Genomic DNA, 26,679 nt, shown 5'->3' with positions numbered 1-26,679 from the left:
CTATGATAGATATGAATGAAATCGTTGGTTCTCATGATATTGTGATGATCACGCTAGATACCCTTCGTTATGATGTCGCCAAGCTAGAGGAGTCTAACTGTCCTAACCTGTGCGCACTTGGTCCATGGGAGAAAAGGCATACACCGGGAAGTTTCACATATGCAGCGCATCATGCTTTTTTTGGTGGTTTTCTACCTACGCCTGCGAATACAGATAAGTCGTCTCATGTGAGGTTATTTCATACTCGGAACACAGGATTGAAGACTCATCCGTATACATGGCAATTTGACGCACCGGATATCGTGTCTGGATTACAGGAAGTGGGTTATAGGACGATCTGTATTGGTGGGGTAATCTTTTTCACCAAGAAGAATAAACTAGCGAAAGTTCTGCCTAGTTATTTCCAGGAAAGTTATTGGCGTATGACCTTTGGTGTAACGAATCCTCGTTCCACAGAGCATCAGGTCAATCATGCACTTAAGCTGCTAGAGGGGGCAGACCCCGCACAGCGGCTATTCTTGTTTATGAATGTCTCTGCAATCCATGGGCCGAATCATATGTTTGTTCCTGGAGCCAAGCAGGACTCGGTGGAGACGCAAAGAGCAGCACTTCGTTATGTGGATGCGCAACTTGGAATCTTGTTCGAAGCATTACGTAAACGAGGGAAAACGTTCTGTATGGTATTTAGTGATCATGGAACCGCCTACGGTGAGGATGGATATGAGGGTCACCGCTTAGCTCATGAAGTCGTATGGAACGTACCGTATCGTGAATTTGTATTGTGAAAAGGAGGGGATGCAACGTGTCTATGCCATCTTCGTTATTAACATCTGCTGAACTACCAGAATGGGGGCAACGCTGGTTACAAGCCCCTTATCGTTCTTACCTGTATTCTTACCCTCACAAGACAGCCTATCGTTCGTTAGAGCCAGGACTTTCTTTACAGGAGCTTTGGGAGCAGGAACAAACGGACTATTATTTTTTGTATATGCATATTCCCTTTTGCGGAGCTCGCTGTGGGTTTTGTAACTTGTTTACACTTCCAGACCGTCGTGCAGATGTACACGAACGGTACGTGGATGCTCTACAACGGCAAGCAGAGCAGTGGTCACCTTGGTTCGCAGGAAGACCTTTCTCCAGATTTGCCATTGGAGGGGGGACGCCTACACTCCTAGTGGCTAAGCAATTGAATCGATTGTTTGACATTGCAGAAGGCATCATGGGACTTGATCCAACGCAGGCTTCGATATCCGTGGAGACTTCACCAGAGACGGTAACAGAGGATCGGCTGCGAGTACTGAAGGATCGTCAGACAGATCGGGTTAGCATCGGGGTTCAGAGCTTTGTTACAGAAGAGGCAGCGGCGATTTATCGTCCTCAGAATCCTCGAATTGCGGAAGAAGCGTTGGAGAAATTGAAAAGTTATGACTTTCCACTGCTGAACATCGACTTGATTTATGGATTGCCCGGACAAACGGCAGATTCATGGCTTTATTCATTAGAGAAGGCGCTCAGTTACGAGCCAGGAGAGATATTTATCTATCCCCTATATACTCGGGAGAATACGATACTGAAGCCAGATCAGATACATAAGCAGGGAAATGATATCCGGATGGATCTCTATCATATCGCTCGTCAGACATTAGAGGCGGCAGGCTTTAAACAGTATTCGATGCGCCGATTTGCTAGGGAGATCGATTTTACACATAAAGAAATACTACCCTTCAGTTGCCAAGAAGAAGGCATGGCGGGTCTTGGTTGTGGGGCCCGTTCGTATACAAGAGGGGTGCATTATGCGTCACACTATGGTGTGAGTGCAGCGACAACAAGAAGTATTATTGCGGATTATGTGACGACAGAGGCTTATGATAAAGCGGACTATGGGTTTGTTCTGAATGAGGTGGAGCAGAAGCGGCGCTTCATATTGAAGGCACTTCTTCATCGTGAAGGTCTTGAGCTTGCTTCTTATCATCAGCGTTTCAGGAGTGATGCGATGGCGGATCATGCAGATTTAGGACAACTTCTGGAGATCGGATTTGCTGTAGTAGAGGCAGGCGTATTACGTCTTACAACGCTTGGAATGGCTCATTCCGATGCTATTGGGGATGAGATGATATCTGGTGATGTAAGAACGCTGATGGAAGGTTATGAAATGCGATGAAGGCAGTACTCTATTACCGAGGTTCCTTGTCTTCTTGCAATTATGACTGTCCGTACTGTCCTTTCAGCAAAAATAAGGATAGCAAAGAAACGCTTATGAAAGATAAACAGCAACTTGAAACTTTCGTGAGTTGGGTTCGGGATCAGGAGGTGGAGCGGCATGAGCTCTCTATCTTTTTCAATCCCTATGGGGAGGCTCTTGTTCATCGCTGGTATAGAGAGGCTATTACAGAATTGTCTAATCTCTCTCATGTAAATAAGGTAGCGGTGCAGACAAATCTCTCCGTTAAACTGGATTGGACCACAGAACTGAACAAGAAGAAAGCTGCCTTCTGGGTTACTTATCATCCGGGACAGACGAAGGAGTCCTTCTTCGTATCTCAGTGTATGAAATTATACGAGCAGGGTATTTCTTTCAGTGTAGGAACGGTAGGTTTGAGAAGTGCATTTGAAGACATTGAGCATATACGTAAAGTGCTTCCTAAAGATGTGTACGTATGGGTGAATGCCTTCAAGGATCGAAGTAACTATTATACACAGGAAGAAATTGAGAGATTAAGCCGGGTTGATCCGTATTTTGAGTGGAATGTAAGAGATTACGATAGTTTAGGCAAGAAATGCGGAGCAGGTTCTAATGTGTTTTATGTTCAGGGCCCGGGGCTCGTCAAACGTTGCTATAAGGATCGAAGAGTCATTGGACATTTATACCGAGAAGGTCTAGAAGGATTATCTGCGGAACGTCTCTGTGGAATGAAGAAGTGTGGGTGTTACATTGGATATATTCATATGCCAGAGATGCCTATTCGAGAAGTATATGGTGATGGGCTGCTGGAACGGATTCCGACGGGATATGTCCATGCTCATAGGGAGGGAGAAGCACTTGTCTGAACATTCAACATACACATTATGGTTGACAGGTTATTCTGGCGCTGGTAAGACAACGTTGGCTAACGCTACAGCGATAGCTTTACGAAGTCTTGGTTATAAGGTGGAGTGCCTTGATGGTGATGAGCTTCGAGCAGCGATTGGAAAAGGTCTGGGATTTAGCCGTGAGGATCGAATGGAGAACATTCGCCGGATCATCTACATTAGTAGGTTACTAGCTCGGAATGGTGTTATTCCTATTGTATCTGTGATTAGTCCTTATCGTGAGATGAGGGAGCTTGCACGGCGAGAGTTAACTCCTTTTGTGGAGGTTTTCGTAGATTGTCCACTGGAAGAATGTGAGCGGAGAGATGTGAAGGGGCTATATGCACGAGCAAGACAAGGTGAAATCCCTATGTTTACAGGGATTTCAGATGTGTATGAACCTCCACAATTTCCTGAGGTCACCTTGCATACGCAGCGAGATTCAGTCGAAGATTCAGTGCAATCACTATTAGAGTATTTGAAGGAACGGAATTTGGTTGTTTAAATAAAAGAAGAACCCATGGTTTCATTTGGAATAGTAATGGAAGAATGGCAAGTAGCACGTTATAGAATCTGATGCAGAACATTGCATGGGTAGAGATTTAACAAATCAAGGAAGCAATAACTATGGAATGGCTATCGGGTATAGAAGAACATACATGCAAACATATTTCGAGATTCATTACAGAAGTTTTTGAGAACGGAAATAAGGCTAAAAAATGAATACCTGGTTGTATAGACTAAACTTCGAAGATGTATGAAAATTTAGTCCACATCGAATTGCAGACCATGCCTTGAAATGGTGTACGCTGAAACGAGTAGCCGAAAACCCGGTGGTTTTTTAGTGTGTAGATATCCTTGAAAGTAATCTGTATATTAAATAAGGAGAGAACTGGCCGTAGCCAGTTCTCTTTTTCTGCATGGATCAACCTATTCTAATACAATTCATTTCTTCTTCGTTTCTTCAAAAGACTTCATTAGTTCATGGATTGCTGTCGTAAGTGCTTCGACTTTACGCTTAAATCGTAGCAAGATTATAGTCATCTCTTCTATTTTCGCTATAATTATGATAGTGACGAGTAACGAAGATCAAATAAGTTAAGAGAGCAGAACATAATCTTCTTTATTCTCATCCAATCTTAGGCAAGCTAGTGCATAGTCTATATAGAGATCGTGATACTTCACTAGGTAGAGTAAAAATACTTTCAGAATGCTTCCCTGAATATTCTTTTTCTGAAGTCGAGTTTATAACTGTTTTATTCAATAACATCCGTGATTGATAAAGGAATGTTTGTATTCATTAAAGGAATCTGGTTTCCTTGATTGTCTTTTTGAATTGCCAACATGTCGTATGCAATAGTAACATATTCTTCAAAATCACTTAATGAAATTTGGCTCTCATAATGAAAATTCATATTATTATTTTCAATTGGAAAATCTGCTTTCTGCTTCAAAATATTTTGTTTCTCAAGTTTTCTAGGTACAAGAATTTGAACTTTATATGATTCAATTCCTTTTTTTCTCAAAACAGCATCCATGTTAAATGTATTAATATGTTCCTTTGTCGTATATGAATCCAAATACCATTCATTACCTTTAGATTGATTTTTCAAATTAATTTTTTCAAGATAATACTGACCTGTATTAAGAGTGAAAATAAGATCATTATGTTCATCAAACATTCGTGCTCTATTAAATTCTGCAACGTACGTAGGTAATATGATTATAAATTGTCCATTATTATTAATAGTTGTATCACGAATTTCAACATTAGTAGTGACTAATGTATCACCTTGTAACAATTCAATTTTAGTAATCTTTCGTTTATTATAATTACCATAAAATGATAAAATAATGTTATTAACTTCATCTGCTTCATTATAAAAGAGATAATTAATTTGTTTTTGATTATTTCCCTCTAATGCGTAAGCATCATCACTATCTTGAATTTCGGTACTGGTAGCTTGAGTATTGGTAGCTTGGATAGCATCTAGTTGCTTAGTACCGCAACCAGACAATATAACAATTAGACATATCGCGAGTAAAAATCTTGAATGATTATTAGAGAATAAATAATTAATATAATTCACGTCCCTTCTAGAAGTAATAAATAACCGTTAAGTTTGTGATGAATTAACGGTTATTTCATATAGTACCATTCTTTTATTTGTATTACTTTAAACAAGATTTTCAAAATACTCATTTCATGAATCCAGACGAGCTCTTTATTTATACTACTCAGCGAGGAGTCGTTTGCCTGAATTACTGATTAGTAAAAATTTAACAACAGCTGAATTTGCAAGAGAGTTAAAAATTGCTGAGGGTTCTGTATCTCAGGTTATAAGTGGAAAAATAAATTTTTTCTACCTTATGGCTGCTAGAGCTGCAAAACTTTTAAAATGTAAAATGGAAGATCTATTTGCTTGGTAAGACTAAGAATTGAAGCAAACAGTGAGAGCGAAAGCCCTCCCTTGCTAAAGTACTTTACTATCAGCTAACAATTTGGAGTTCCCAATTGTTCTCAATTATTTTATATCGGCATTCCGACCTTTCTTCTGAAGAACGAGACGAGTATAGATTTGTATTGCAAAAATATAAGAGTATGAATGAAAAATGACTTAGCTTGAAATAAGCTAAGTCATTTTTATTAAATGAGATACAAGGGATCTTTTGTCGCTTGGTATGGCAGCTGTGCCAGTGCAATTTTCAAATTGAGCTGTTAGAGCAGATTCTATCTCTATTACAAAAGTGATTTCATTCATATTTACAAGGTTAACTTTAAATTGATGAAGGTTCTTAAAGACCATTGTGCAACCATCGAGGGGTTGAAGGGACTGAAAATATACCCTTGTTAGTATGAAATCTAGGCATTGTATAGTTTTTTTTAGGTCTCCACATATCAATAAATAAGTCTATGCTGGATCGTAGCGGTCATCGATCAACACTATTACATTAACTTTATTGATTTTCTTGTCCACGTAGAACTAAGGACACTTCTTGGATTCCTTCATGAAGCGGCTTTTCTAGTACAACCCAATTCACTGCAAGAGACTGTTTTAATTGGGCTACTTGGTGTTCATCAAGATGAATTTCATCCATTCTGTTGTCACCAAACTTGAAGTCTACATGGGATTGAAGATTAAATTTCTCCTCAACCCAGATTTTCAGACCGTTTCGGGTGTTAAAAGTCATACGATAACCTTCAAGCGCCTGTTCCAGCTCTTCACCATGCTCCTCAGCATAGGTGAAAAAGTCTTCGTATTGATAATGTTCTTCTTCTGCATTCTTAAGAAGTGTGGCATCCTTTAAGCGCACAGCTTCTCTGATCAGCGCCTCATCGATCAGCGCCTTTCTAGCGTGTTCAAGTAAAATCGCAGTGTGTTGTGAGATTTTGATTTCATTACTCATGTTATGATTCCGCCTTCCTATCTATATTCTTATATATTTACTAGTTGTCATATAGATGGATTGAACTAAAGTTTACACTTCTGAATCGTATTTAGTTCATTTCATATAGATGACAAGCTGTGTAATGACCTGGTGAAATTTCAAGCCATTGAGGTTCCTCTTGGCGACACCGATCCTGAGCAAATGGACATCTTGAGGCGAACTTACAGCCTTGAAAATCCAGCATCGGGCTTGGCAAATCACCTGTAATCGGAGGTGAGGATAGTTGCTGAGCCAGTTTTGGATCGGGTTGCGGAATGGCTTCAAGCAGAGCTTGAGTGTAAGGGTGAGCTGGGTGGTCATACAGCTCATCACTTGGAGCAAGCTCGACAAGTTTACCGAGATACATCACTCCGATACGATCTGAAATATGGCGCACCATGGATAGATCATGGGCAATGAACAGATAGGTTAAGCCATATTCTGCTTGAAGATCTTCAAGCATATTGACAACTTGAGCTTGGACCGACACGTCGAGCGCAGATATTGGCTCGTCACATAATATAAATTCAGGACGAACGGATAGGGCTCTTGCAATACTGATCCGTTGGCGTTGACCTCCACTGAATTCATGTGGATACCGTAGGGCATGCTCCGTTTTCAGACCAACCTTCTCAAGTAATTCTAATACGGTATCCCGGCGATCTTGTTTGCTTCCGATCCCGTGAATCTCCATCGGTTCGCTAATGAGCTGTGCGACATTCATACCTGGATTCAGTGAGGAATAGGGATCTTGAAATATCGTCTGCATTCTTTTACGGAAAGGCTTCAATTGACGTTCATTCATCGTAGCAATATTATGTCCATCGAAATGAATCTCACCATCCGTCACATCATATAAGCGTACGATACTTCGACCTGTCGTTGATTTACCGCATCCAGATTCCCCAACTAATCCGAAGGTTTCCCCTCGATTGATGTGAAAGTTGAGGTCATCTACAGCCTTGAGCATATTTCTTCCACTACTTCCAGCTCCACGCGCGGGGAAATACTTCTTTAATCCGCGTACGTCTAGTAGGATCTCTGAATTTGCATTCATGTTGTAGCCTCCTCTCTCCATTTCGCATCATTGTCTTCAGCAGGTCCATATAGCCAGCAAAGAGCGCGGTGCTGCTCATTGAAATCGACATATCGAGGCATAGTCTTACATATGTCTCCTGCATGTGGACATCTCTCCATGAAAGGACAACCCGAAGGAGGGTTAAGAAGATCCGGTGGGGTACCTTCTATCGTAGATAACCGCTGCCGTCCACCAGAGGTAACGCGCGGAATGGATTTCAATAATCCTTGTGTATAAGGATGACGTGGCTGTTCGAAGATTTCCTCCACGGTTCCTTCTTCCATGATTAGGCCACCATACATGACGATGACTCGGGTACATACCTGAGCAACAACACCGAGATCATGTGTAATTAATAAAATAGCTGTATTGGTTTGTTCCTTAAGTTGCTTCATGAGTCCTAGAATTTGCGCCTGGATGGTGACATCTAGTGCTGTAGTTGGTTCGTCTGCAATCAGAAGTTGAGGATTACAAGAAAGAGCCATAGCAATCATCACTCGTTGTCGCATACCACCGCTGAACTCATGCGGATACTGGTCAATTCGTTGTTCGGGTGAAGGAATTCCAACTTCACGAAGTAATTCGATAGCCCGTTGTCTTGCGGCATGTTTGTCTAACTTGCGGTGACGCCGGATGACCTCAATTAATTGCTTCCCAACACGAATAACAGGATTAAGAGAAGTCATAGGATCTTGAAAGATCATTGATATTTGATTGCCACGAATTTGGCGTAATTCTTTGTCTGACATCGATGCTAGATTCTTACCGTTAAAGATGACTTGTCCGTCTATAATTTTACCTGGAGGTTGAATTAATCTAATAATCGATTTCGCGGTTACGCTTTTACCACTTCCAGATTCCCCAACAATGCCTATAACATCTCCAGCTTGTACATTAAAGCTAACTCCTCTGACAGACTGGACTTCGCCAGCGCGGGTCATAAACGAGGTCTTCAAATTTCTAACAGATAGTAAGTCGTTCATATACTCCTCACTCCAATATATCTAAATATTCCATAAGGTTAATTAACGTTTATTCGCTTTCGGTTCAAAGGCTACTCTGAATACATCACCAAGAAAATTAAAAGATAGCACAGTCAGCAATATAAATATCCCAGGAATAATAGCTAGATAGGGAGCTTCACTAATGAAGCCCTGTGCATCATTTAACATACTTCCCCAAGAGGAATTAGGTTGCTTCACACCAAGTCCCAAAAAGCTAAGGGAAGATTCCATTAGGATCGCTGAAGCGATATTAATCGTGGCTGATACAATAATAGTAGGCATAATATTCGGGATAATATGCTTAAGAATGATGCGGAACTTGCTTTGACCCGATACACGGGCATATAGCACATATTCGCGTTCTTTAACCGAGAGTGTCTCAGCTCTTACGATTCTGGCAATACCCATCCAGCTGAGTGCACCTATGATGACAATGATCGTTCCAATTCCCGGTTTCATATATGCATTCAATATAAGCATAAGAAAGAAAGAAGGGATGGCCATAAGTACGTCAACCGATCGCATAAGTAGAGTATCTACCCAACCTCCGAAATAACCGCTGATCGTTCCTACCGCCATTCCTAGCGAAACGGAGATAACCATAGAGAGAAAACCGACACTTAGAGATACTCGGCCTCCATATAAAGCTCTGGCAAAATAATCCCGTCCGTAATCATCTGTTCCGAACCAATGGTTAGCATCAGGTTGCTTTAATCGATCAAGCACAACGATTTGATTGGGGTCGTGTCGAGATAGGAAAGCAAATGCCGCGGCAATCACAAATAGCACCAGAATAGCTATGGCAGCTATGCCTATTTTTTGTTCGCGTAATTGTGTTGTTATATTACGCCATCTAATTGAATTCATGTTGCTTCTCACCCCGTTTTAATACGTGGATCGACCACGCCGTATAAGATGTCCGCCACCAGATTACCCACAACGAGCATGATGGAGGAGAGCATCGTAATGCCCATAATAATGGGATAATCGAGCCCATGTACTGCTGTAATGCCTAGTGAACCCATGCCAGGCCAAGAGAATACGGATTCTGTAATGAAGGCTCCTGCAATGAGCTCTGGAAGAGACATCCCTAGAATGGTAATGACGGGTAGGAGCACATTCTTGAGTACATGCTTCCACAGTACGGTTCCCGTAGTAGAACCATAGGCATATTGAATTTGCACATAATCCTCTTCCAACTGACTGATTGTATTAGAACGAATATATCTCATATAGACAGAAACGTTCATATAGAGGAGTACTGTCACAGGGAGAATACCGTGCTTCATAATATCTAGGATGGAGTCAGAACCTATCGTTCGCATGCCCATACTAGGAAGCCAATGGAGCTTTACTGAGAACAAATAGATTAGCATAATGCCGAACCAAAAGCTTGGAATGGAAATGCCTATATAAGAGAATAAGCTAAGAATCCGGTCAATGGGGCGATTCTTACGTGATCCTGCATACATGCTTAATGGAATGGCAATGAGCAGAGACAGGAATAACCCTGCACCCATAAGCCCTATTGTAGCAGGAAGACGGTCTAATATTTGCTCCATCACAGGACGATGATTAACTAATGAGTAGCCAAGATCACCCGAAAATACATTTTTGAGCCATAATAAATACTGAACATACACAGGTTTATCAAGACCTAAATTCTGCCGAATACGCTCAACGTCTTCAGCTCCCATATTGGGAGTAACAAAAGAAAGAACAGGATCACCCGGTGCAAGCTTGATAAGTGCGAACGAAATAATTGAAATAAACAAAAGAAGGGGGACGGCTTGTCCAACCCTTCGCAAGATATATCTTTTCAAGCAATACCCCTCCGGACCAACGCCGGCCGTTGCCGGCCGGCGTGTATAGTAAGAAAGCTATATTTATTTTTTGTATATTTGGGATAAATCATCAAGCATAACGACAGGTTTCGGTGTAGCTTCTTCTGTACCCCCATAGGTGTTGTCTACAGCAACAATAGCCTTGGTATAAGCGATTGGGTAGACAGTCATTTCATTTGCTACGGTTTGTTGGATTTGCTTGTACAATTCCTCACGTTTCGTAACATCAACTTCTATAGCTGCATTATCCCATAGTTTATCGAATTCAGCATTCTTATAATGTGAATAGTTGTAAGCGGCATTACTTTGGAAGAGTGTCTTATAGGAGTCAGGTTCAAATCCCATAATGTAGCCACCAAAGGATAGGTCGAAATCCTTGTTATTCAAATCTAATGTTCTGTTACCGTATGCTGTACCATCCATTGGCAACAATTCCACTTCGATCCCAACATCTTTTAGTTTTTGTTGAATGTATAGAGCCTGACTTTCTTGTGGTTTGTTGGTATTAGTATAAGCAAGGCGAATCTTTAAGTTACTAACGCCTGCGTCGGCAAGTAATTGTTTAGCTTTATCTAGGTTGTAGTCATACTTCTCAACATCGTCCGTTTGATACAACGTATCTGGTGTAAGAATAGAAGTTGCTGGTTCTGCAAATTCATTTGAAGTATAGGAAGCCGTAATGATCTCGTTCTTATCTAGTGCATAAGCAATCGCTTGACGAACTTCTTTCTTCTTCATTGCATCGGTATTTAGATTGAAGGCCATATATTGAAGTCGACCTTCAGAATAAGTTAGCAAATTGAACTTATTCGTATCATTGAGCTTTTTGTAATCTTGTGTATCTACCATACGCATTTGAATTTCGCCATTCTGAAGCGCGAGATTAGCTGCATTCGTATCCTTAGCGACACGATAAGTTACCGTATCCAAGTGAGCTTTTCCTGCAAAATAATCATCAAATCTTTCCAACGTCACATATTCACCAGCGCGGTACTCTTTGAACTTGAATGGTCCTGAACCTACAGGAGCATTGTTCTTGTCGCTCTTCTCAATATCTGCAACACCGGCAAAAATATGTTCTGGAATCGGGAAGAATTGTACAAGAGCTCCGTCAAAAGCAGCGGTTACCTCTGGAAGTATAAATTCTACAGTCAAATCATCTACTTTATTTACTTTGACCGGCTTATCATTCAATATGAATTGGCTACGAAGGAAGCTATGTTGATTCTCATCTATAATGCTATTAGCTGTAAATACGATATCATCCGCATTGAGTGCTTCACCATCATGCCATTTCAATCCGTTACGTAGTTTAACAGTATAAGTCAGGTTATCGTCCGATACAGTTACGTCTTCAGCAAGTACATAAGTTTTCTTACCGTTATTAATTTTAAACAATGGAGCGTATAAGGATTGATCGATAGTAAGTGTCACTCGGTCGCCCGCATAGATTGGATTCATAACCTTAGGATCATCTTGTACTGCGATGATGATCGAACCGCCATCTTTCGGTTGTCCTGAGTCTGTGGAAGCAGTATCTTGTGGCGCCCCTGAATCTGTTTGTGCTGTGTTGTTACCACCACATGCACTAAGTACCAATATAAGAGCAAGAGCAGCGGTTAACCAAAGCTTTCTGTGTTTCATGTAAATCCCCCTAAGATGTTTGTTTGTCATTTATACTCTATTATATCAAGCTTCTTCGACAAAACAAGACATTTAAACCAAGTTTTCTTATTGGGTTATATTTAAAAGGTAATTATTTATGTACAAAAGACAATAAAAAACTAGTAAGAATGTGAGTTAGTTGGACACCGTCTGAACTGAGAGATCCCAAGAAGTCTAATGATTTTGACAGTGCCATAGGGTGAAGTAGCGAATCGGTCGAGAAAAAAAGACACTCCGAGAGAGTGTCTTAAAGAAGTTATTTATTATCTTTATCTCCTTGTATAAGTTCGTCTAGGTATGAGAGTAGCTCAGGGTTAGCCTCAGGCTCCTGTAAATGTAGCCTTCTTAAAGATTCTACTACAATAGTTAAGACAGCATAATTACGATACCATCTATGGTCTGACGGTACTACGTGCCATGGGGTAACGGTACTACACTTCTCTAACGCTTCTTCATAAAATTTACGGTATTTCTTCCAAGATTTGCGTTCCGCTAAATCGTTAGGATCGAACTTCCAATTTTTACTGGGATCTTCAATACGGCTTTTTAGTTTCTCTAACTGGAATTCTTTCGAAATGTGGAGGAAGATTTTCACGATCTTCACATGATTATCGTCTAATAGTGACTCGAAGTGATTAATATGCTTGAATCTACGGTTTGCTTCTTTATCCGTGATATTATCGTGGACACGTGTAATGAGTACGTCTTCATAATACGAACGATTGAAGGTTACAATTTGGCCAGGAGTAGGAATTTTACTATGGGCTCTCCACAAGAAATCATGCTGGCTTTCTTCTACAGTTGGTACTTTGAAACTGTAGGCGTTAACCCCTTGTGGATTGATTCCCGAGAAGACATGTTTGATGACACCGTCTTTTCCGCTACAATCCATTCCTTGAAATACGAATAGAATGGCTTCCTTCTTACCCGCAGCAAGTTTCTCCTGCAACTCTTGAAACTCTTTTCTCAATTTTTCGACTTCCTCTGCAACGTCCTCTTTTTGCTGGAAGTTGCCTGTACCTCTAGGGTCAATGGCTGTTAAATCAACCTTTTTCTTTACGGGTAGTGCGAACGGGTTAGGCATTGGCTTCACATCCTCCATTAGAAAAGTATTATCAACATATATAACATAAATATAATGAAATAATGAGTACACGATAATCAGAGGGAGCGTCAAGATTTATGTGTAAATAAAAATAACCTTGTCTTGAAGAACTAGGATTAGTCTTTGGTCGAGAACATAGCTAGCAGTTCTGAGCGAGCTTGATCAAAACCAATATGACAACGTGTAGCAAAGCGTTGGTTATAGCTTTCAAACTGTGAAACCAAGAACTTTTCAAGTGCTTCTTCATTGGGGAATTGCTCTTTACGATTTGTGTATTTCTTAATCTGTTTGTTAAACGATTCGATTAAATTCGTCGAATAAATGCTTCTCCAAATAGGCTTTGGAAAGCTATAAAACGTAAAGATGTAGGGATTTTCTTGTAGGGATTTAACGACCTTAGGATAAGCAGCCCTCCACTTGTCACAAAAGGTTGCTAGAGCTGCTTTACCAGCTTCTTCATCATCGGATCGATAGACGGATTTGAAGTCTTCGCAGATCTCTGCTCGATCTGAGACGCGAACTTTATGGGCTATATTACGAGCTAAATGAACACAGCATGTTTGGTACTTTGCCTGCGGATAGATCTCCTGAATCGCATTCACAATACCTGTGAGTCCATCGGAGATAAAGAGAAGGATTTGTTCAGTACCACGCTGTTTCACGTCATGGAGCAGTTCTTTCCAGATGTACGCTGATTCGGTTGGTGCAATGGCGTACGCGAGTACTTCCTTAGAACCATCCTCACGAATTCCCACGGCAAGATAGACAGCTTCCTTAGATACAGTTTCACGCTTAACTGCGATATATGTAGCATCGATATAGACGCATACATATCGCTTCTCAAGTGGGCGTTTCATAAAAGCGTCGACATGTTCGACCATTACTTTTGTCATGTTAGATATGGTTTGTGGCGTGTAATGGTGACCATACATTTTCTCGATTAGGTCGGCAATCTCCGTCATCGTTACGCCCTTTTGAAACATGTGAATGACGAAGGATTCTAGCGTGTCATTCGAGCGTTTATACGGTGCTACGGTCTGTTGCTTAAACTCTCCATTACGATCTCGGGGAATGTTTAACTGCAGGTCCCCATACTCGGTATGAAGCGTTCGGCAGTAGCCACCGTTTCGAGAATTACCTGAATTCACGCCTATACGGTCATATTTTTCATAGTCTAGGAATGCAGTAAGCTCCGTCTCTAGCAGATGATTCATGGCAGACTCTAAGTGACTGCGAAATACTTCCGTTACATCTTGCTTTGTGACTAGAGCTTGGACTAAATCTGTTGTAAAATGATTCATAGGGAAGACCTCTCTTTGAATTGTTGTGTGGTAACTCAATTCTACAAGAAAAGGTCTTCCTTTTTCTATTTACACAAAATATTTTACGCTCTCTAATCAGAGGAATCAGTTCATATTAATTTACTTCTTATTATCTAAGGATATACGTATTTCGTATCACATCTACAAGATTTAATCTACTACTTTTTGCCTCGTTATGGGTAAGAGAATAGCTTCTCGCTTATCGATGTCAAGTTCGGGTAAAATAGAAAAGTAGTAACGAAGGGGGTAATTAATATGCCAACTATTGAAGTAGTAGGAAGAGGCTCATTTCAAGCCGAAGAAAAAAGAAAATTAGTACTTGTTCTTGAAGACAATGGTGTAGATATATTACACCGTTGTGGTGGAAACGCTAGATGTACAACTTGTCGTGTTGAGATTGTGGAGGGAGATGCAGGACCTGTTGAGCCGTTGGAAGCAGAACTTCTTGCGAAAAAAGAAATCACGGATCCCAATATCCGTATATCCTGTCAGGTTCGCGTACACACAGATCTAACTGTGAAACCATTGATGACAGCTTCCGAATCTGGTTTGGAACCGGGTGGACGACCACAAGAATAGAAGAATTACAGCGTAAGACAACTGCATAATGTATCTGAAGTGCATTCCTTAGAGTAGACATTGGAATAACCGTTGGGGTTAACCGATGAAATTCAAGGGGATGCATTTTTTTTAAATTATAACTCCCATTTTTCAAGCTTGTCATGCTAGTCTGCATATTGTGAACAAGTCCCTCATAGACATGTACTAATCAATTCAATTTATGTGCTGAAGGGGATGATGTCATGCGCCGGATATCATGGGTGCTCGCCGTGTTGTTATGCGTTACCGTCGTGTTGGCAGGATGCGGGAAAAAGGACGCCTCTGCTGTAGTTAAGGATCTGAACGACGTGTCAGATAAGCTGGAGAGTAAAACGGGATCTTATCAAGGTTCAGGCACCATGACGCTGTATACAGGAGAAAGTCCGCAGCAGTATCAAGTGGAAGTGTGGTATCAGAATCCGTCCTACTACCGGATCAGTCTGAAGAATGCTCAGAAGAATGTTACCCAGATTGTCCTGCGAAATGATGACGGTGTCTTCGTACTTACGCCGAGCTTGAACAAAAGCTTCAGATTTCAAAGTGATTGGCCAGAGAATCAAGGGCAGGTATATTTGTATCAGACGCTTCTTCGGGGAATTATAGGTGATAAAACACGTCAATTCGCCGATGACAAGGACAGCTATGTGTTTGAGGTTGCTGCTAATTATCACAGTCAATCGTTAGTACGGCAAAAGATCTGGCTTAGCAAAGATAACTATGAGCCTAAGCAAGTTCAAGTGTCCGATTCTGAAGCACGTGTTGTTGTGGAAGTAAAATTCAATGAGTTTGCTTTTGATGCGAAGTTTGATAAAGATTCATTCGATATGCAGCACAACATGACCGCATTAAATACATCATCTGTTGGAGCGATTGCAGAAGTAGATGAGAACGGAAATGTGGTAGTTACGGAAGATGAGGGAACAGAAGGCACGAAGACTGAGGTTGTAACGAAGGAGCTAGGCGGATTTGGCACCATTATCCCAGGCTATATACCGGCTGGAGTGGAGCTCAAGGACGAGAATCAGGTAGCCGATAGCAAAGATCATTCGGTATTGCTGCGGTATGATGGCACTTATCAATTCACAATCATAGAAGCTCGTCCTGTGGATCGTGTAACCTCTCTTGCTCCAGCAACTGGTATTGATTTAGGCTTCACAATGGGTGCATTAACTGAAGGTGAGCAGCAGACACTAACGTGGATGGATAACGGAATTGAATTCCGAATTACTAGTGCAAATCTCCCAGTTAGCGAAATGATGCAAATCGCCGCTTCTTTAGGCGAACAATCGGGTAAGTAATGAGTGTAGGCGGATTCCATTATGGTTAGGGCTATTAATCCCTCTACATATCGGACGTCCGCCTATTCCTTATCCGTTGTTGTATAGCACAATAAAAACGATGTATGATAATTACCTGTGATTTGACAGGCACCTTCTCGAACATTTAACATTAGTTGTAATAAGTGCAGAACATCATGAATCAAGATGCTTAAAAATTTGGAGAAGGTGAATGGAATTGCAAGTGCATTATCGACCTACATTAGCGGAGATTAATCTAGATCATCTGCGAGCTAATTATGAAGCCTTCCGTTCAGCATTGCCAGAAGACATGATGATCCTAGCATGTGTCAAAGCGAATGCATACGGACATGGTGCGGTGGAAGTAGCTAGAGAGATGGAAATTCTGGGTGCTAATTACCTCAGTGTTGCTTTTTTGGATGAAGCCCTAGAACTTCGAGAAGCAGGTATTACACTACCGATTCTGGTTCTAGGTTACACGTCCCCTAAGGGGATTGTGACGGCCTGGGAGAACAATATTACCATTACTATTTTTACTCCAGAAGTTTTAGAGGCGATTACTCAACTACCTATTCAGAATACTTCTAAGACACTGAAAGTACACATCAAGATTGATAGCGGAATGGGACGTCTTGGGTTGTTTCCAGGTGAAGAGGCTATATCTTTCATTGAAGAAGCTTTTTCATTGCCACAAGTTCAAGTTGAAGGAATGTTTACCCATTTCGCTAGAGCAGATGAAGAAGACAAAGATTACACACTGGAACAGTTCCGACGGTTTCAAGGCATGGTGGACGAACTAAGGGAGAAGGACTATACAATCCCAATTATACATACGGGAAATAGTGCCACCGCGATTGATACTCCACTTTTATCTTATAATATGGTTCGTATTGGTATTAGCTTATACGGGTTTTATCCTTCGGATGAAGTGAATCGTCGCTATGTGGTATTAACCCCGGTATTGACGCTAAAGACGCAAGCAGTATTTATCAAAACGCTCCCCTCTCATTCGGGCATTAGTTATGGAAGTAGATATGTGACCGAACATGATGAAGTCATTGCTACCCTTCCTATTGGCTACGCCGATGGATATTCTCGAATGTTGACTGGCAAAGCGGAAGTACTGATACGCGGACGCCGCGTTCCTGTCGTCGGAACGATCTGCATGGACCAGTGTATGATATCGCTGCAATCTTTTGCTGAACAAGCGGAAGAAATTCAAGTCGGTGAAGAGGTTGTTCTCATCGGCCAACAATCTGACGCGTGTATTACGGCAGATGAGTTGGCATCCCAGATGGGCACCATCCACTACGAAGTAGTCTGTATGTTAGCTGCTCGAATTCCAAGAGTGTATACTCGAAACGGTTCCATTCAACAACTTATCAATCCTTTATTGAGATAAGGGAAGATATAATGCTTAGTCACTTATATTTAGGGAATAAAGAATAATATGACATATGGAATAGAATATCTATACTAATATGCCATTTGTAGTTTATAATGGGATATAGCATAACTGATATACGATCGGCATATATATTCTTTTGTATAAATTCCTTTAAATAAAGTTATACTTTGCAGAAGGTGTTGTGGGGGTGGAAGAGAAGGTGGCCAATATGCAGAACACCAAGAGAATAATGATCAGTTTGCCAGATCATCTTTTGCAGGAAGTGGACGGGATTGCTCAGCTGGAGAATTCCAACCGTAGTGAACTTATCAGGCAAGCCATGAAACTGTATCTGACAGAACGGAAGAAACGGTACATCCGAGAGTCTATGCAGCGTGGTTATATGGAAATGGCCAAGATTAACTTGACCATGGCGTCTGAGGCCTTTCATGCGGAAGAAGATGCAGACAGCACTCTAGGCCGCTCAGTAAGCGGGGTGTAGACATTGATTTTTAAACGCGGCGACGTATTTTTCGCGGACCTTTCTCCTGTTGTTGGTTCCGAACAGGGAGGGGTCAGGCCAGTATTGATCATTCAGAATGACATTGGTAATCGGTTTAGTCCGACGGTTATTGTGGCGGCTATTACGGCTCAAATCCAGAAGGCAAAGCTGCCCACCCATGTGGAGATTGACGCAGCATCCCATGGATTCGATCGTGATTCCGTTATTCTGCTTGAACAGGTTCGGACCATTGACAAACAAAGACTAACGGATAAGATTACTCATCTTGACGACGAAACAATGAAAAAAGTAGATGAAGCCTTACAAATCAGTTTGAGTTTAATTGATTTTTAGGAAAGTGTCTGCGTAATAAGAATGGATAGAGTCGTCAGAGACCATCTGGTACTCTATCCATTTTTGGATGGAAAAAGCCGATAATTCCTATGCTCAGGAATTATCGGCTTTTATTATTGTATCCTATCCGTCTGCTATGAACGAAGAGCAATGGGCATCGAATTTATCTGCTCTGTTGCTCATTTTTCTTTATTAGTAGCTTAAGCAAGAATGATTTTAAATCGATAATGCGCAAATACTGCGGTTTTTGATCGGTTCCGCTTATGATCAGGGGAATCAGCGATTCCTCTTGACGAAGAGATCCGTGCCCTCCGCCGCCCTTGTGGGTCGGTGAGCTTCTATCTGCCAATTCATATCCCGGCTTTGCGGTAACAACTAAATATTCCCCTGGATGAGAATTTAAAGCTCCGGACAAGCGTTGTAATGCATCAGGGTATTGACCGTAATCCAATGAATGATTTTTGAGATTTACTTTTAAATCCAATACCTCGAAGTCCTGTTCTACCCTCCATTTTTGTTGGTAAGGATCGATTATTTTTCCGTTAGCTTTAAACTTAAGCTCTTTGGCTGTTTTCCCTTGGACTGCGTAAATCCAATCTTTTTCTTTCCATGAAATGAAATCGATACGCGGATCAACTATTAATAGGTTGGCAATGTCTCTTAGTGATTTGTCCGTTTGAAGCTTATATACATAAGCCATAGTTTCATTTACAGCGAGGATGATATCCGTTTCTTGAGAAACGGTTTCACCTGGACGCAGAACATGGTAGTCCTTGAAAAAGGAGGGCAGATCGATAACTGGATTTTCTTCGACAGGCAGAATTTGAGTCATTCCACTATCCCCTGCGATTATAAAAATCGCTTTGCTTAAGGCTTCTTCCGGTGAACCGAATGTTTGTAACAAAGAGTGAAGCTGTCGATCCACTTCTTTGACTCCGTTTAAATCAGAGGGACCTTTTTTATGAAGCTTCTGATCCAAATCAGGTAAATATACATATAGAAAATCTGGTAGTTGATTTTTTTTCATCAAATATTTGACCGTTTCAACGGAATATGTATTATTTAAGCCGAAACGGCGAGTTAGACCGTCAGGCAGATTTTTAATGTCTTGAAGTGGATTGGACAATGAACCCAAAGCGAAGTAATCAGGTCCTTTCACTTTAATTTTTCTAGGTAAAGAGGTAGGACCTTTAACCCATGTAGGAATCGATAGCGTATGATCAATGGTTCCTCGATAAATCAAACCGTTAATGGAACCCGATTTCAGCCCATGTCGGGCCAAGTCTTCGAAGATGGTAGGCACTTGTGGATTCAGATGTTTGCCGTTTAAGTTGATTAATGCATCGACCAAGACCGGATTGATTCCATGTTTGAATATTTCCATCGGTCCGGTTCCGTAGTTGATGACTTTCTTTTCGTTTGAGGAATACCAAGTAAGTCCTGGCACACGATGGTCATTCGGGTATGCTCCAGTAAGCAGTGAGCTGTCGATTGAGACGGACATCGTAGGAAAAGAGCTAACCATATCCTTATAATATTGGCCATGCTCAATTAGAAATTGAAACGCGGGAAGCTCTTTTTGTTGAAGGCCTCTATCAATCGATTGAGCCATTAAAGAGTCGATCAACAGAAAAATGACTTTCTTTGAATTTTCCCCCTTAATGGATTTTACATGCAATAAATCTTGTTCTTTCGGTTTTGATTCCTGTCTATGGCATCCAAAGGAAGTGGTAAGTATGAAGATGATCAGCAAATACCAGCACCATTTTTTTCTCATATTAATCCCCGTTCTTGAAATACGTTTTTTTTTCGAGCTACCAACGATGTCATAAGACGAAGCATATTCAATATGATGTATTGTTGCAGTTTGCTGGCAGAATTATACACATATGTTGAACAAGTTGATAAATGAAAGCTATGCGGATGGATTGCCCAACCGAATCGCTGTTGCCCTCAAATTTTTTTGAATATACCGCTATATGCGGTTAAAATTCAGGAGTACTTTCCTTCAATCTGGACACTCTATATTATAATTGTGCAGACAACCAACTTATGGTTTAACATGGAGTGTGACGATAAAATGACTACCGCTAACATAAACGGATATTCGATGTATTATATCGATTGCGGAAAAGGAACCGCCATTCTCTTTATTCATCCTCCGGTACTTACAAGCTTAAATTTCGTATACCAAATCCAAGGGCTGTCTCCTCATTTTCGAACCATTGCTTTTGACATCAGAGGACACGGCAAGAGCCAGCCTTCCAAACATGCGGTTACTTATCCTTTAATCGTTCAGGATATCAAACGGTTGATAGACGAGTTGAACATCGAAAAAATATTCTTGTGTGGATATTCTACTGGTGGTTCGGTTGTGCTTGAGTTTCTCTTAACTCATCCCGATCGGGCATGGGGAGGTGTCGTCATCGGCGGAATGTCGGAAGTAAACGAAAGGCGTCTAAGAAACAAAATATCGTTGGGTATTGGTTTCTCTAAAATCGGAGCAGTCGGCACGATCGCGTTGTCCAATGCTTGGTCGCAAACTAAAAATCTTTCTTTATTCCGTGAGTTATTCAACGATGCGAAAAAAGGAAATGCCAGAAATGCGGAACAATATTACCGATATAGCTTGAATTATAATTGTACATCGCAGCTTCGGGATATCCATCTTCCTGTCCTGCTCATCTATGGGGAAAAGGACAAGCACTTCCATCCTTACGCTCAAATGCTGCATCAACGATTACCAAAGAGTGAGCTGATTTTCATTAAAAACGTCGATCACAGGATTCCGACAAAAGCCCCTGAACCATTGAACGAACAGATCAATCAGTTCGTACGTCGCTTCAGCCACTAACCACCGGTAGATGGAGAGTTATTCTCTCTTTAATATTACAGAGTAGGTAACATCCTTTTTCGTGTGCCTCACAGTCTAGCCTTTGCATTTAGGAAAATCGGCGAACTGAAATTATAAATATTGAAAGAGAAGAAGGCTGCTTCGTGCAGCTTTCTTTTTTTATACCGTAAGATTGTTGAATACAAAAAGCACTTCTGTACTCCGCTAAAAAACGGTTTACAGAAGTGCTCTATTTGTTAATTTTATCTATTTAACCCAATAAAGATCTTCACCAGTGTCTTATCGCATTACTTTAATAAGGGCGCCCACTTCCTCCTCTCCGTAGCCCGCATCCAAGGCCCTCTTGAAAAGACTCTCAGCAAATACTGGAAATGCATTGTTAATGCCAGCTTCACGAGCTTGTTCCATGAGGAGTTCTATAGTCACCATACACATATTGAGAGAACTCTGTGGATTATCATATGTTTCTGTTTGAATCACTTCGCTCTCATACTTCATTACCTCTCCGATAACAGGCGAGATATTGGCTATCATGCACCCGAAAGCATCCACTTGAAGGCCGTCTGATTCAAGGATACGTGCTGCATGGAAAAAACCGAGATACGAACCAAAGAGATAGGAAAGGAATGCCAAATCCGTCGAAGATGCTGCACTAACTTGCTCGCCAAGATAAGGCACATTTCCGGCAAGGCTTTTAAGAAATGGCTCACTCTGTTGAAAAGCGGTAAGGGAACCAGATGTGAAGATTGTAGCGTCCGATTTGCCCATCTGAGACGGTGAAGCAACTATGGCTCCGTCGAGATAGTAGGCACCCTGTTCTTGAGCCCATGCTTCGTTGTCACGTGCTTGCTTGGGACTGCCAGTGCTCAATTGCACCAGAACACGACCTGCGAGAGCCGATTTGACATCTTCTGTATCCAAAATATGATATGAAGTCTTATAGCTAGATACACAGATGATCGACACTGGGCTTGCGCTTACCGCAGAAATAACACTGGGGGCAAGAATAGCACCCTCTTTGACAAGAGGTTCTGCCTTTGAACTTGACCGGTTCCATACTGTGACTCGATAACCTTTTTGAAGCAATACTGAAGCTATTGTCCCACCCATTGATCCTAAACCAATGACTGATACATCATTCATCTTATTTCCTCCTTGTTATGTGCTTCTAATTCTTCAGATATGGATAGCGTTCCTTTCAGTTGTGAACGTTCCTAATGTCCGTGTTCTCTTGAAGTCTCTGTAACCCGGTGTTCCTCACGATAACGATATTACGCGCCCAGATCAGCTGGGATCAGATGCCGTAGCGTTATCTCCCGGGAATCGATCATCGAGACAAACGATTGAAAGGCTGGTACGGACTTGAGCTGCTCCATTGCCGCCATCGCCGCTTCCATATCGGACCAGTACACTATATCTGTCCAATGAATTTCATCCACCGTATGAAGCAGAGTTCGCCCTTTAAACCCAGATATATCAGTTTCTAGTACCTCGCTTAGCATTTGGGCTGCCTGATTAAATTGTTGTTTATCCGTCCCTTTATTTAGTTTGAATAAAACGAGTTCCATTACAAATTGTTTATTATCTTGCTTCATCTTCGTTATCCCCTTTTATTGTGGTAATGGAGGTGTATGCGATCTCCTATGCTTGACTACATGGTTAACTATAAGGAATAATAGTGCCAACTAATGGCACTATTATAAAATTAGATATATATAATTGAGAAAGGAGCCCTCTATGAACAAAGCACAGCGACTTATTCATCTTATGATGTTGGTCAATGAACGTAAAAAGTTCACGATACAGGAAATGGCCGATGAATGCGGCGTTTCACGTCGAACGATGATTCGCGATTTGATGGATCTTAGTGAATTGGGAGTGCCGCTCTATTCTCAGGTAGGTTTGGGAGGTGGGTATCGTATCTTGCGCGAGAAGATGCTGCCGCCGATCAGCTTTACAGAGCATGAGGCAACTGCGTTGTTTTTCGCCTGCCAATCGTTACGGAATTACAAGTTTCTCCCTTTTGAGAATGAAGTTAATGCCGCATTGCACAAGTTTTTACATTACTTATCAAGTGATCTCAAACAAAAGATGGAAAGAATGCAACAACGGCTTGTATTCTGGGTGCCTCCGCATGAAATGGAGTTGCCTTTTATGAAAGAGTTACTTGAGGCTGCGATAGACCAGCGTGTGGTTACGATTATGTATGAAGCAGCGTCGCGTCGAGAACGAATGATCCAGCCGATCGGTTTATATACGATGAGTGGGTTATGGTACTGTCAAGCTTACTGCTTCTTAGCAGAGGATTATCGAGTGTTTCGCGTGGATCGAGTGAAGAAGTTCTCGTCAGAGGCCGACCAGAGCGTACGACTGGATACTACCGAGGATCATATTCAAACGTGGATCATGCGGATGGATGAGAACGATACGCTAGAGCTAGAGGTGGAACTAACGCCAGAAGGTGTCAGACGATGTCAATCCGAATTGTGGCTAGCCCAGTCGATCAAGTTACAAGACGATGGATCTGGCACTATTCGTACAATGATGAGCACTTCTTATATAAAGTGGGCGGTACACTTTTTTCTCGGGTTCGGTATGGAGGCAAATGTAAAGAATCCTCCAGTGTTGCGAGAACGAATACGGAGCAAGCTTCAGGAGCTACGTGAACAATATAATAGTTAGAGAGAGTACAATGACAAACTAGAATCATAATAAAAAGTATGGCCCCAAAGAAGTTCATTCGAGGTCATATTTTTTTGGATTATCTTAAATTTATATTCCCTTGGGTCAGAGTATCATCAAATTCAACTCAAGCATGATCAAGCGCGTGAGGGGTGGATCGGGGCACTTAAAGTTCGTACGCTGGAAATATACTCGAAAGTTTGTGATAATAGGGTCTATAGCTAAGTTGGAAAGAGGGATATCATTGTCAGAACAAGAAGCAGTTGTAGAGATAAATGAAGTTCAGATGAAAGCAGAAGAGCAAGAGCGTATAGTTAAGCAGATAGCCAAGGAACTCTCCTTGTCCTTGAAGCAAGTGCGTACAACGGTCGGTTTGTTGGATGAAGGGAATACGATTCCTTTTATCGCACGTTACCGTAAAGAAATGACGGGAGAACTTGACGAGAATCAATTACGTGACATCGAAGAACGTACGGGATATTTACGGAATTTAGAAGAACGTAAGCGGGAAGTCATCCGGATTATTAATGAGCAAGGTAAATTGACGGCTGAATTGAAGGCATCTATCGTACAAGCCGTGAAGTTGCAGGAAGTGGAGGATCTATATCGCCCGTATCGACAAAAGCGCAAAACACGCGCAAGTATGGCGAAGGAGAAAGGTTTAGAGCCTTTGGCGAACTGGATATGGGATCAGCCCAAGCAAGGTGATTTGCTTGCAGAAGCCGCTAAGTATGTAGATACAGATAAGGGTGTAGAGACAAGCGAGGATGCCGTTCAAGGTGCTATGGATATTATCGCTGAGAATGTTGCAGATGATGCTGCTATTCGTGCGTGGGTACGCCGGTATGCTATGGATCATGGCGTGCTGACGTCTGAGGCCAAAGATGCTGAGTTGGAGTCTGTGTATGAGAATTACTATAGTTACCGTGAAGTAGCCAAGAAAATGCCACCTCACCGTATTCTAGCCATTAACCGTGGTGAACGGGAGAATATCCTTAAGGTTGGTTTAGAGGTGCCTGCGGAGTCAGTTCATACTTACATGGGATCTCAGTTGTTAAAAGGCAGTTCGATAGTGAAATCAGTGCTAGAATCCATTTTTGAAGATGCTTATAAACGCTTGATTGCACCGTCCATTGAACGAGAAATTCGTGCTGAATTGACGGAGAAGGGTGAGAATCAGGCGATTTCGATATTCTCAGGTAACCTGCGAAGTCTTTTGCTTCAGCCGCCAGTGAAGGGACGTTGTGTACTCGGAGTAGATCCAGCGTTCCGTACAGGATGTAAATTGGCTGTAGTAGATGATACAGGGAAGATGCTAGAAGTAGCGGTTACTTATCCAACGCCACCTCATAATAAGAGAAAAGAAGCGGCAGATAAAATCCGCGAGCTTATTACGAAATACAGTATACAATTGATCGTCATCGGGAACGGAACGGCTTCTAGGGAGACTGAACAATTCGTGTCAGAGATTATTAGCGAGTTGAATCAGAAGGATCTGGCCTATCTGATCGTGAATGAAGCGGGGGCGAGTGTATACTCTGCATCCAAGCTAGCACAGGAAGAGTTTCCAGATCTAGATGTTGCAGAACGAAGTGCAGTATCGATTGCTCGCCGTGTGCAAGATCCATTAGCTGAGCTGGTGAAGATTGATCCTAAAGCTATTGGCGTCGGTCAATACCAACATGATGTTACTCAGAAGCATCTAGAAGAGAGCTTGAAAGCTGTTGTTGAATCTGCGGTCAACCACGTTGGTGTAGATGTGAATACAGCTTCCCCGTCATTATTGTCTTATGTAGCGGGTGTTAACGCGACAACAGCGAAGAACATCGTTAAGTATCGGGAATCCAATGGTAAATTTAGTACTCGTAAACAGCTTCAAAGCGTGCCACGTCTGGGTGCCAAAACCTATGAGCAATGTATCGGGTTTATGCGTATCTCTGAGGGCGATAATGCGCTAGATAGTACGCCTATCCATCCGGAGTCCTATGCAGTCGTGGATAAGATATTCAAGGAATTGAATGTTGAGTTGAACAGGCTAGGAAGTCAAGAGCTGAACACCATGCTGGCAGAGCAGGATATCGAGAACCTTGCTACGAGACTTGAAGTTGGGGTACCTACGCTGCGAGACATTATTGAAAGCTTACAGCGTCCTGGGCGTGACCCACGTGAAGAGCTACCATTGCCCATTTTCCGCACCGATGTATTGAAGCTTGAAGACCTTGCAGCGGGTATGGAATTACAAGGTACCGTTCGCAACGTGATCGATTTCGGAGCTTTTGTTGATATTGGGATTAAGAGTGATGGTCTGGTTCACATTTCACAGCTCAGTAACGGTTATGTGAAGCATCCGATGGACGTCGTCTCTGTAGGTGATAATGTGACAGTATGGGTGTTGAATATTGATCTCAAAAAAGGTCGTGTTGGACTAACGATGAGAAATCCACATAAAGAGCAATAATGGCTTCATGGTTAATACAAAAGCTTCG

At 41.7% G+C, this 26,679-nt stretch carries 25 protein-coding genes; 13 read left to right on the top strand and 12 right to left on the bottom strand.

Features of this window, described 5'->3' with window-relative positions; translation table 11 throughout:
• The first annotated feature begins 2 nt into the window (after window positions 1-2).
• From UB51_RS17200 to cysC, 4 genes are read left to right on the top strand one after another with little or no spacing between them, the layout of a single operon-like run.
• Complete coding sequence (locus tag UB51_RS17200; protein WP_044880249.1) at window positions 3-785, top strand: STM4013/SEN3800 family hydrolase; 783 nt, start codon at window positions 3-5, stop codon at window positions 783-785.
• Between the two features lie 23 nt (window positions 786-808).
• Window positions 809-2,161 carry an STM4012 family radical SAM protein gene (locus UB51_RS17195; protein WP_044880248.1) on the top strand — a complete coding sequence of 451 codons (1,353 nt, stop codon included), beginning with the start codon at window positions 809-811 and terminating at the stop codon, window positions 2,159-2,161.
• Window positions 2,158-3,048, top strand: coding sequence for an STM4011 family radical SAM protein (locus UB51_RS17190; protein ID WP_044878351.1), 891 nt, complete (start codon window positions 2,158-2,160; stop codon window positions 3,046-3,048). Before UB51_RS17195 ends, UB51_RS17190 begins: the two co-directional genes overlap by 4 nt.
• Complete coding sequence (gene cysC / locus UB51_RS17185) at window positions 3,041-3,574, top strand: adenylyl-sulfate kinase (protein WP_234405461.1); 534 nt, start codon at window positions 3,041-3,043, stop codon at window positions 3,572-3,574. Before UB51_RS17190 ends, cysC begins: the two co-directional genes overlap by 8 nt.
• A gap of 751 nt (window positions 3,575-4,325) precedes the next feature.
• On the opposite strand, the gene UB51_RS17180 is transcribed toward cysC, so the two are convergent.
• Window positions 4,326-5,159, bottom strand: coding sequence for a hypothetical protein (locus tag UB51_RS17180; RefSeq protein WP_044878349.1), 834 nt, complete (start codon window positions 5,157-5,159; stop codon window positions 4,326-4,328).
• Between the two features lie 163 nt (window positions 5,160-5,322).
• Between UB51_RS17180 and UB51_RS27965 the strand changes: the two genes are divergently transcribed.
• Window positions 5,323-5,499 carry a helix-turn-helix domain-containing protein gene (locus UB51_RS27965; RefSeq protein ID WP_144407030.1) on the top strand — a complete coding sequence of 59 codons (177 nt, stop codon included), beginning with the start codon at window positions 5,323-5,325 and terminating at the stop codon, window positions 5,497-5,499.
• 528 nt (window positions 5,500-6,027) lie between these two features.
• Here the strand turns inward: UB51_RS27965 and UB51_RS17175 are convergent.
• The 8 genes from UB51_RS17175 to UB51_RS17140 all read right to left on the bottom strand — a co-directional run bounded on the left by UB51_RS17175 (window position 6,028) and on the right by UB51_RS17140 (window position 14,495).
• Window positions 6,028-6,477: a hypothetical protein gene (locus UB51_RS17175; RefSeq protein WP_044878348.1), complete on the bottom strand. Its 450-nt coding sequence runs from the start codon at window positions 6,475-6,477 to the stop codon at window positions 6,028-6,030.
• A 91-nt stretch (window positions 6,478-6,568) separates the two neighbouring features.
• Window positions 6,569-7,555, bottom strand: coding sequence for an ABC transporter ATP-binding protein (locus UB51_RS17170; protein WP_044878347.1), 987 nt, complete (start codon window positions 7,553-7,555; stop codon window positions 6,569-6,571).
• Window positions 7,552-8,559, bottom strand: coding sequence for an ABC transporter ATP-binding protein (locus UB51_RS17165; protein WP_044878346.1), 1,008 nt, complete (start codon window positions 8,557-8,559; stop codon window positions 7,552-7,554). Before UB51_RS17165 ends, UB51_RS17170 begins: the two co-directional genes overlap by 4 nt.
• A gap of 42 nt (window positions 8,560-8,601) precedes the next feature.
• Window positions 8,602-9,447: an ABC transporter permease gene (locus tag UB51_RS17160; RefSeq protein WP_044878345.1), complete on the bottom strand. Its 846-nt coding sequence runs from the start codon at window positions 9,445-9,447 to the stop codon at window positions 8,602-8,604.
• A gap of 8 nt (window positions 9,448-9,455) precedes the next feature.
• On the bottom strand, window positions 9,456-10,403 hold the full coding sequence (locus UB51_RS17155; RefSeq protein WP_044878344.1) for an ABC transporter permease: 948 nt from the start codon (window positions 10,401-10,403) through the stop codon (window positions 9,456-9,458).
• Between the two features lie 63 nt (window positions 10,404-10,466).
• On the bottom strand, window positions 10,467-12,068 hold the full coding sequence (locus UB51_RS17150; RefSeq protein ID WP_044878343.1) for an ABC transporter substrate-binding protein: 1,602 nt from the start codon (window positions 12,066-12,068) through the stop codon (window positions 10,467-10,469).
• Between the two features lie 277 nt (window positions 12,069-12,345).
• On the bottom strand, window positions 12,346-13,173 hold the full coding sequence (locus tag UB51_RS17145) for a PPK2 family polyphosphate kinase (protein ID WP_044878342.1): 828 nt from the start codon (window positions 13,171-13,173) through the stop codon (window positions 12,346-12,348).
• 137 nt (window positions 13,174-13,310) lie between these two features.
• Entirely contained in the window at window positions 13,311-14,495 is a 1,185-nt protein-coding gene (locus UB51_RS17140; RefSeq protein ID WP_044876240.1) for an IS256 family transposase, read from the bottom strand.
• Window positions 14,496-14,771: 276 nt separating this feature from the next.
• Here UB51_RS17140 and UB51_RS17135 point away from each other — a divergent pair, with 276 nt between their 5' ends.
• From UB51_RS17135 to UB51_RS17115, 5 genes are all read left to right on the top strand, one after another.
• Window positions 14,772-15,095: a 2Fe-2S iron-sulfur cluster-binding protein gene (locus UB51_RS17135; protein WP_044878341.1), complete on the top strand. Its 324-nt coding sequence runs from the start codon at window positions 14,772-14,774 to the stop codon at window positions 15,093-15,095.
• A gap of 224 nt (window positions 15,096-15,319) precedes the next feature.
• Complete coding sequence (locus UB51_RS17130) at window positions 15,320-16,414, top strand: LolA family protein (protein WP_044878340.1); 1,095 nt, start codon at window positions 15,320-15,322, stop codon at window positions 16,412-16,414.
• A gap of 217 nt (window positions 16,415-16,631) precedes the next feature.
• A complete protein-coding gene (gene alr / locus UB51_RS17125) occupies window positions 16,632-17,816 on the top strand; it encodes an alanine racemase (RefSeq protein ID WP_044880247.1) in 1,185 nt (394 codons plus the stop codon).
• A gap of 205 nt (window positions 17,817-18,021) precedes the next feature.
• Window positions 18,022-18,303, top strand: coding sequence for a CopG family ribbon-helix-helix protein (locus UB51_RS17120; RefSeq protein ID WP_044880246.1), 282 nt, complete (start codon window positions 18,022-18,024; stop codon window positions 18,301-18,303).
• Between the two features lie 3 nt (window positions 18,304-18,306).
• Window positions 18,307-18,657: a type II toxin-antitoxin system PemK/MazF family toxin gene (locus tag UB51_RS17115; protein WP_044878339.1), complete on the top strand. Its 351-nt coding sequence runs from the start codon at window positions 18,307-18,309 to the stop codon at window positions 18,655-18,657.
• Window positions 18,658-18,820: 163 nt separating this feature from the next.
• Here the strand turns inward: UB51_RS17115 and UB51_RS17110 are convergent, their stop codons facing one another.
• Window positions 18,821-20,434, bottom strand: coding sequence for an alkaline phosphatase family protein (locus UB51_RS17110; RefSeq protein WP_044878338.1), 1,614 nt, complete (start codon window positions 20,432-20,434; stop codon window positions 18,821-18,823).
• A gap of 303 nt (window positions 20,435-20,737) precedes the next feature.
• Between UB51_RS17110 and UB51_RS17105 the strand changes: the two genes are divergently transcribed.
• Complete coding sequence (locus UB51_RS17105; protein ID WP_044878337.1) at window positions 20,738-21,511, top strand: alpha/beta fold hydrolase; 774 nt, start codon at window positions 20,738-20,740, stop codon at window positions 21,509-21,511.
• A 279-nt stretch (window positions 21,512-21,790) separates the two neighbouring features.
• Here UB51_RS17105 and UB51_RS17100 read toward each other — a convergent pair whose 3' ends face one another.
• Together UB51_RS17100 and UB51_RS17095 are read right to left on the bottom strand one after the other, a co-directional pair.
• Window positions 21,791-22,654: an NAD(P)-dependent oxidoreductase gene (locus UB51_RS17100; RefSeq protein ID WP_044878336.1), complete on the bottom strand. Its 864-nt coding sequence runs from the start codon at window positions 22,652-22,654 to the stop codon at window positions 21,791-21,793.
• A 128-nt stretch (window positions 22,655-22,782) separates the two neighbouring features.
• Window positions 22,783-23,106: a hypothetical protein gene (locus UB51_RS17095; RefSeq protein ID WP_044878335.1), complete on the bottom strand. Its 324-nt coding sequence runs from the start codon at window positions 23,104-23,106 to the stop codon at window positions 22,783-22,785.
• A gap of 142 nt (window positions 23,107-23,248) precedes the next feature.
• On the opposite strand from UB51_RS17095, the gene UB51_RS17090 reads away from it, so the two are divergent.
• Together UB51_RS17090 and UB51_RS17085 are read left to right on the top strand one after the other, a co-directional pair.
• Window positions 23,249-24,193 carry a helix-turn-helix transcriptional regulator gene (locus UB51_RS17090; RefSeq protein ID WP_044878334.1) on the top strand — a complete coding sequence of 315 codons (945 nt, stop codon included), beginning with the start codon at window positions 23,249-23,251 and terminating at the stop codon, window positions 24,191-24,193.
• Between the two features lie 286 nt (window positions 24,194-24,479).
• The gene (locus UB51_RS17085) at window positions 24,480-26,651 is read left to right on the top strand and encodes a Tex family protein (protein WP_144407120.1); all 2,172 of its coding nucleotides are present in this window, start codon (window positions 24,480-24,482) and stop codon (window positions 26,649-26,651) included.
• Window positions 26,652-26,679: the final 28 nt, after the last annotated feature.

The organism is Paenibacillus sp. IHBB 10380 (genome assembly GCF_000949425.1).
Taxonomy (GTDB): Bacteria; Bacillota; Bacilli; order Paenibacillales; family Paenibacillaceae; genus Paenibacillus_AQ.
This window is presented reverse-complemented; position numbering and strand designations above follow the sequence as displayed.

Excerpts from the sequence above, each read along its gene's own strand:
- UB51_RS17200 (WP_044880249.1), top strand. The coding sequence starts at position 3 with ATGATAGATATGAATGAAATCGTTGGTTCTCATGATATTGTGATGATC.
- UB51_RS17195 (WP_044880248.1), top strand. The coding sequence starts at position 809 with ATGCCATCTTCGTTATTAACATCTGCTGAACTACCAGAATGGGGGCAA.
- UB51_RS17190 (WP_044878351.1), top strand. The coding sequence starts at position 2,158 with ATGAAGGCAGTACTCTATTACCGAGGTTCCTTGTCTTCTTGCAATTAT.
- UB51_RS17175 (WP_044878348.1), bottom strand. The coding sequence starts at position 6,477 with ATGAGTAATGAAATCAAAATCTCACAACACACTGCGATTTTACTTGAA.
- UB51_RS17170 (WP_044878347.1), bottom strand. The coding sequence starts at position 7,555 with ATGAATGCAAATTCAGAGATCCTACTAGACGTACGCGGATTAAAGAAG.
- UB51_RS17165 (WP_044878346.1), bottom strand. The coding sequence starts at position 8,559 with ATGAACGACTTACTATCTGTTAGAAATTTGAAGACCTCGTTTATGACC.
- UB51_RS17160 (WP_044878345.1), bottom strand. The coding sequence starts at position 9,447 with ATGAATTCAATTAGATGGCGTAATATAACAACACAATTACGCGAACAA.
- UB51_RS17150 (WP_044878343.1), bottom strand. The coding sequence starts at position 12,068 with ATGAAACACAGAAAGCTTTGGTTAACCGCTGCTCTTGCTCTTATATTG.
- UB51_RS17145 (WP_044878342.1), bottom strand. The coding sequence starts at position 13,173 with ATGCCTAACCCGTTCGCACTACCCGTAAAGAAAAAGGTTGATTTAACA.
- UB51_RS17140 (WP_044876240.1), bottom strand. The coding sequence starts at position 14,495 with ATGAATCATTTTACAACAGATTTAGTCCAAGCTCTAGTCACAAAGCAA.
- UB51_RS17135 (WP_044878341.1), top strand. The coding sequence starts at position 14,772 with ATGCCAACTATTGAAGTAGTAGGAAGAGGCTCATTTCAAGCCGAAGAA.
- UB51_RS17130 (WP_044878340.1), top strand. The coding sequence starts at position 15,320 with ATGCGCCGGATATCATGGGTGCTCGCCGTGTTGTTATGCGTTACCGTC.
- UB51_RS17110 (WP_044878338.1), bottom strand. The coding sequence starts at position 20,434 with ATGAGAAAAAAATGGTGCTGGTATTTGCTGATCATCTTCATACTTACC.
- UB51_RS17105 (WP_044878337.1), top strand. The coding sequence starts at position 20,738 with ATGACTACCGCTAACATAAACGGATATTCGATGTATTATATCGATTGC.
- UB51_RS17100 (WP_044878336.1), bottom strand. The coding sequence starts at position 22,654 with ATGAATGATGTATCAGTCATTGGTTTAGGATCAATGGGTGGGACAATA.
- UB51_RS17095 (WP_044878335.1), bottom strand. The coding sequence starts at position 23,106 with ATGAAGCAAGATAATAAACAATTTGTAATGGAACTCGTTTTATTCAAA.
- UB51_RS17090 (WP_044878334.1), top strand. The coding sequence starts at position 23,249 with ATGAACAAAGCACAGCGACTTATTCATCTTATGATGTTGGTCAATGAA.
- UB51_RS17085 (WP_144407120.1), top strand. The coding sequence starts at position 24,480 with ATGAAAGCAGAAGAGCAAGAGCGTATAGTTAAGCAGATAGCCAAGGAA.